This is a genomic window from Thermodesulfovibrio sp. (genome assembly GCF_049969575.1).
Classification (GTDB): Bacteria; Nitrospirota; Thermodesulfovibrionia; order Thermodesulfovibrionales; family Thermodesulfovibrionaceae; genus Thermodesulfovibrio; species Thermodesulfovibrio obliviosus.
Genome location: NZ_JBMFOO010000027.1, coordinates 1 through 4,853, shown reverse-complemented (window position 1 = coordinate 4,853; position 4,853 = coordinate 1). Strand labels below are relative to the sequence as shown.

Annotated in this window: 6 protein-coding genes; 1 reads left to right on the top strand and 5 read right to left on the bottom strand. The window is 37.4% G+C overall.

What is annotated here, in order from left to right; all coding sequences use genetic code 11:
* The coding region (locus tag ACP5O9_RS07090) for a chordopoxvirus fusion protein (RefSeq protein WP_424905101.1) at positions 1-531 on the top strand (531 nt) is incomplete at its 5' end.
* A gap of 7 nt (positions 532-538) precedes the next feature.
* Here the strand turns inward: ACP5O9_RS07090 and ACP5O9_RS07085 are convergent.
* The 5 genes from ACP5O9_RS07085 to ACP5O9_RS07065 form a co-directional block, all read right to left on the bottom strand.
* Positions 539-1,030 carry a hypothetical protein gene (locus tag ACP5O9_RS07085; RefSeq protein ID WP_353686724.1) on the bottom strand — a complete coding sequence of 164 codons (492 nt, stop codon included), beginning with the start codon at positions 1,028-1,030 and terminating at the stop codon, positions 539-541.
* Positions 985-1,911, bottom strand: a complete 927-nt coding sequence (locus ACP5O9_RS07080) for a type II secretion system protein (RefSeq protein ID WP_428723714.1) — start codon at positions 1,909-1,911, stop codon at positions 985-987. The genes ACP5O9_RS07085 and ACP5O9_RS07080 overlap by 46 nt, the downstream gene beginning before the upstream one ends.
* Complete coding sequence (locus ACP5O9_RS07075; protein ID WP_428723713.1) at positions 1,908-2,519, bottom strand: type IV pilus modification PilV family protein; 612 nt, start codon at positions 2,517-2,519, stop codon at positions 1,908-1,910. Before ACP5O9_RS07075 ends, ACP5O9_RS07080 begins: the two co-directional genes overlap by 4 nt.
* The gene (locus tag ACP5O9_RS07070) at positions 2,507-2,977 is read right to left on the bottom strand and encodes a pilus assembly FimT family protein (RefSeq protein WP_428723712.1); all 471 of its coding nucleotides are present in this window, start codon (positions 2,975-2,977) and stop codon (positions 2,507-2,509) included. Before ACP5O9_RS07070 ends, ACP5O9_RS07075 begins: the two co-directional genes overlap by 13 nt.
* A partial coding sequence (locus tag ACP5O9_RS07065; RefSeq protein ID WP_428723711.1) for a pilus assembly protein occupies positions 2,962-4,853 on the bottom strand: 1,892 nt, incomplete at its 5' end. The genes ACP5O9_RS07070 and ACP5O9_RS07065, both read right to left, overlap by 16 nt.

Here is a 4,853-nt window from a genome sequence, read left to right as displayed (position 1 = left end):
GAACTTGCTGAAGCCCAAAGAAAATCCGAACAAAGACTTACCAGAATTGAACAAACTATTGCTGAACTTGCTGAAGCCCAAAAACGCACTGAAGAAGAACTGAGACAACTTATAGGTGAACACAAGAAAACAAGAGAGCAACTTGGAGGACTCACTCACACAGTAGGTTATGTTCTTGAAGACAGAGCATACAAAGGACTACCTGAACTAATAAAAAGAGATTTTGCTCTGCAAACCATAGATTTTATCAAAAGAGACTACATTGAAATTTCACCAAACAGATACGAAGAGATAAACATCTTTGGCAAAGGTAGAACAGACGGTAAAGAAAAATGGATACTCGGAGAATGCAAAACCCAGCTTAAAAAGACAGACATAGACAGCTTTCTCAACAAAATCAAAAAAATTGAATCACTTCTCAAAGGAGAAAAAATACTCATAACAGTTACCTATCAGGCATCACCACCTGTGAGAAAGTATGCTCAAGAAAAAGGCGTAAAAATTTACTTCTCCTATGAAATGCCTCTATAATTAAAAATTATCTTGCATAAATAGCTTCAACTCTGGAACGAGTGTTTTCCGGTCCTTCTGCTTCTGAAATTATAGTATAAATATAACCTTTGTAACCTGCGCCTGATTTTGAATAGGCAACTCCTGTTACTTCATATCCTGGTAAAGTTTTATATGCACTTAAACACACTGTAATTTTGTTTTTAAAAAGCCTATCACTTCCATAAAGTTTAAAATTAATCTCAATAGGCTGAGATGTGCACTCTCCAAGACTGTATTCATTAAATGAACCTGATTGAATCATTATTACCGCAGAATGAACTCCTCCAGCTGCTGCATCTCTCACTGAAGCATATGTTTTTATTGTCTGAGATGAGCCAAGCAGTTTTATAAGGGCAAAATAAAGTCCTGCCAGTGCTAACAATGCAAAAAGAGCTATAAGGATCGCAGAAAAAAGAGCCATTCCTCTATTGTTTATTGATAATTGTTTAATGAAATATCTTGCTCTATAACCTTCCATCTATACCACCTCCCTGTATTATTCCACCATGTAGGATCTATATTAGGACCTCCTCCGCATAATGTACTAAACCCTGGTTGAGCTGACGGAGTACTCTGAGCTGAACCAACCTGAAAAATCAGGCATATTCGAAATAACTTAAGATTATGATTTTGAATATCCGAAGAAGAAACCGCATCTTGATAGTTAATTGAATTACCCCTCTGTATTCCTGCTTTGACTCTAAATCCATTGGGGAAAACGCAGGAGATAACTGGCTGGTTTGCCTGATAACCATGCTTCCCTTGTGTTCCAAGAGTTTTAGTAAGATTCCATGTTCCACTGGCGCATTCCTTAGGTAAGTTTGTCTGCGTAAGATTATAAGTAACCATAAAAGATTGAGGATATTTATAATCATCGTTTGTTGTAGCATAAAAAGCAATCCCACTCATACCTGTTAAATCACTGCATAAATAGTCAGAATTTGATGGACATAAATTTGTTTTATTTACAGGATCAAGGACAATATACCATGCACTGGGAAACTCACAGTTCTGTCCTAAAAAATTCTTACTTTGTATTGTTAATGTACCATTCTTCACTACTGCCCAGCATCCTGACCATTTTTCTGCCCTTGAAGCTAAAGAAGGAAATTGTAAAGTCCCTCCAGATATTGTTGTGTTAGATGCCAATGTATTAGCATCAATTCCAAAGCCTGCGGACTCAACATCTTTTAAAAGTTGATTTACAAGCACAGCTACATCAGACTCCTGCTTTGCAAACAAGTGCCTTGTTACATTTTCCTTTGCTATAAAGCGATAAGCAGAAATAATCCCTCCAGCCAGAATCCCCATTATAGCAATAACAATAAGGATTTCAACAATTGAATACCCTTTTTTCATTTCTTCTCCTTAATTACCAGAGTTGCCATTTTCTTAAGTTCATCTGTAAATGGCTCAAAATACCATACCATTACTGATGCTGCCTTGCCAGTTTCTCTTCCATAATCATCCACCATTCTTGCGATATTGACTGCTACATAAATTCGTCTTCCTGAAAATCCCTCATATGTGCATACTGGAAGTGTTGTAGGACAGTTGCCTCCTGTGCAAGAACATTGTGCACCAGCATTGTTTGCTGATGGATAAAGCCTTAGATTGGAAGAAACATTAATTGGATTAGAAAGAGTTGGTGAGCCTATGTCGTAAAACTCTGGGTGTTGTTCAAAAAAAAGGCATGATGTAGAGCTACATTGAACATTATTCCACTCAGATTTATTTGTATAAAGTATTGATGTAATACCACTTCCATCGCTTGCATAGGGAAGAGTCTCAATATAAGATGCAAATTGTCTTGATATCTCAGTTGCTCTGTCCTTCATTTTTGCTCTTGTAGTGAATTTTTCGTATTCAAGAATACCTTTTAAAAGCCCGAGCATGACAACTAAAACAATAATCGTTGCAATCAAAAGTTCAATCAATGTAAAGCCTTTGCTATTTAATCTGGACATTTCTCTGTCTCTACTCTTATTCTTCCATACCGAGAAATGCATATTAATCTTGTTGATCCTCTATCATTTCTGAGCGTAATACTGCTACTACCAAGTCCACAGCTGGTATTATAACAATATCCTCTTCTGTCAAAAACCACAGTTAATGTATCTGCTGAAATCCCGGTTAAAAAATTATTTCTACTGACAATAGTATCATTATCAGTTAATTGACAATCTCCATCATCTTTAAATATTGTATAGTTTTTTACATCAATTTTTATTCCGTGAGGCTCTTTTGCTATTGACTGTGACCTTATCCAGCTTATTTCATCTGCAAGCATGTTTGCCTGACGCACAAGCTCTCTTTCTGCTTTATATCTTGCATATTGAGAAATACCCACATACATAAGAATTGACAGAATAGCAAAACTCACCAAAAGCTCAAAAAGGCTGAATCCTGCTATTTTTCTATCCATGAGATGAACCTGCTTTCATATCCTGGGGCTACTTGTTGTCCTATCCTTAAAACAGCTCCTGTTGATACCTGCACAAACTTTGTATATTCTTTTGAACTTGTTCCCTGAGTAATCTGGAACGGATTCCCAAACGGAGGAGCGCCGCTTCCAATAGGAATTTTTGCATAAACAGTTACAGTACCTTGTGTTCCACTGGTTGCAAGACTTGAAAGCACAGCAGGTCTTGGATTAGGAGTTCCTGTCTTGTAATATAACGCCATCAATTCAGTATTTCCTCCATAAGCGCAAATATCTTGTGGAGGAGCAAAAACAAGCACATCAACATTTCCTCCAAACACAGCCGGCTGAGATATAATAGCCTCTCCAGGAAGTTGATAATACCATCCATGCTCAGGTTCAACTGCTGTAGTTACAGCAGTTGTATCATAAACAACATCAACCTGACTACATCCAGAAGAATCACAGGAGCAGATCTTTTTTACCTCTGTTACTGTTGCCTGAATTTGAGTGCTGGTTGTATTTGCCATTCCTGAACTACCCAGAATATAACTACAACCGCTTTCCTTACATTCATCCTTAAATCCAATAAAGTAGTTTGTATATGAAATTGTTTTATCAGTATTATTAAGATATCTTCCTGTGCCAAAAAATACCCATAGCTTGCCAAATTCATCAACAGTAAAATTCGCTGCTGCAAATACTGGCCTTGAAACTGAAACAGCTTTAGTAATATCACTATCTGAAAGTCCAGATACGGTCTTACCTTTTAAATAAATCCTGTAAAAATTTCCAGAGTTTGTGGTATATGTCCCAAAGTAAAGCACATCATCAGAGTAGTCAAAATCAAAATCAACAGGCATGATATCGCCAACTGCTGCTGTTACTGTCTGATTCCCGTCTTTTACTGTCAGAGTTTTTGTAAGGTAGCCATCAGCAAGTCTGAAAAAATATATTTTTGCAGTGGAAGAGCTTTCCCCTTTAGGATCATTCGGACCAGAGCCAATCACTAAATACCAATCATCAGCTTTCAACACAGCTGGAAAAGAAAGAGTGAGTGTATTATCAGGTAGACGGCTCTCCCACACAAGCTGAAGTGATGTAGGATCAGTAATATCAAGCACAAATACACTTGATGAATATTGAGGATTTGTCTGTGGAATCGCCTTCCCTCCAAATCCCATTGCTCCAACAAGAAGAGTTCTCCACTGTCCGTTAATCTTAGCATCAACAACAATGGTTCTATAATCAACTGTTGGAACATGGCAGTAATCAGATTTTCCATACCAGATTAAATATGGTATGGCATTTTTTGGTATAAATGCCCATTCTTCTTGCCCGATTTTATCAGTTCCTGTATCATTAGGTGCATTCTGAATTTTTGTAGGGTGTTCAGGATCTCGCTGATTTACAGCTGTGCCCACTCTAAAGGCATGAAGCATTCCATCGTTTGCTCCAACAAACGCAATTGTTGGACGATTTCTATAGCTATTATTTCTAATAAATTCAGCATAGGAGCTATCTCCATATTTTATGTGGTAAATATTTACAGGCTGATCAGAGACAACCGAAGGGGTTGAATTTATTATGTCTCCAAGCTTCCATGTTGCTGTCAGGTTTGCATTGCAAAAAGAACTTATATTTAATTCTCTCGGTCTCTGCACATAGGGAAGACTCTTACATGTTGAATCATTTGATAAATCCTCACCTCTGAGATATCTTATTATGCAGCCAGCCTTTGTTGAATCAATTGTTGAGTCAACTGTCTGCCAGATACTGGCAAGATATGATGCTTCAGAAGTGTTGAAATTTGTTAGAGTTCCGTCTTTGTTGTATTTTATTGTTCTTACTGATGCGGAGTTTTGTGCAAGCTGGCATC